The following is an 814-nucleotide window of genomic DNA, read 5'->3' on the forward strand; positions in this document are numbered from 1 at the left end:
TTAGATAACAGAACACTATAATATGAGCATTTACTCACATTAAATACTCGCGTTTATTTATTCTCATGAAAGTCAATAAAACCACCTCAAAGCCCCGTCGCAAGCCCGCTCAGAGCCGATCATCTAATACAGTGGATTGCATACTCGAAGCCAGCGCTCATATTTTAGTTAGCGAAGGACAGGGGAAATTAAACACCAACCACATTGCTAAAATCGCAGGAGTTAGCGTTGGTTCGATTTATCAATACTTTGGGAATAAAGAAACGATTCTTGCTGAATTGGGCAATCGCCATATTGATGAGATGCTCACAATCATTATGGCTACTTTACAAAAGCTGCCTTCTCTTGACCTGAAAGAAGCGCTTGAAACCATGGTGCATGCGGTTATGGACGCTCATAAGCAAGAACCGCAGCTACATCAGGTACTCGTAAGAGAGCTAAACAAACTAGACGGCTACACTCGCGTAGAAGAGCTCGATGGCGTATTGCTGAATTTAACCGAGAGCTTTTTGAAAAGCCGAGCCCATGAAATAAGTAGTGAGGATCTAAAACTCGCAAGCTTTGTGGTTATGCAAACCATAGAGAACCTTACCCATCAAGGTGTTTTGTTTGCCCCTCAAATTGATCTAAGCAAATTAACAAAAGAATGCTCACACATGCTTTATTGTTATTTGACAAGCTAATAGAGTGAAACTTCATTTGCCCTCTTTCGAAACAGTGCGACTCGAAAATATTCGTTGAAATGTCCGCTTTTCATAAACAGCCGATGCAATACATCTTCGAGGCGAAAGTCTCCTTCCCTCTTTTAGCCAAC

The 814-nt window shown here is 41.4% G+C and carries 1 protein-coding gene; it reads left to right on the forward strand.

Going from position 1 to position 814, the window contains the following annotated elements:
* Window positions 1-131 precede the first annotated feature (131 nt).
* Window positions 132-683: a TetR/AcrR family transcriptional regulator gene (locus A3739_RS04445; RefSeq protein ID WP_068478552.1), complete on the forward strand. Its 552-nt coding sequence runs from the start codon at window positions 132-134 to the stop codon at window positions 681-683.
* Window positions 684-814: the final 131 nt, after the last annotated feature.

The sequence above is a fragment of the Oleiphilus sp. HI0067 genome (genome assembly GCF_001635735.1).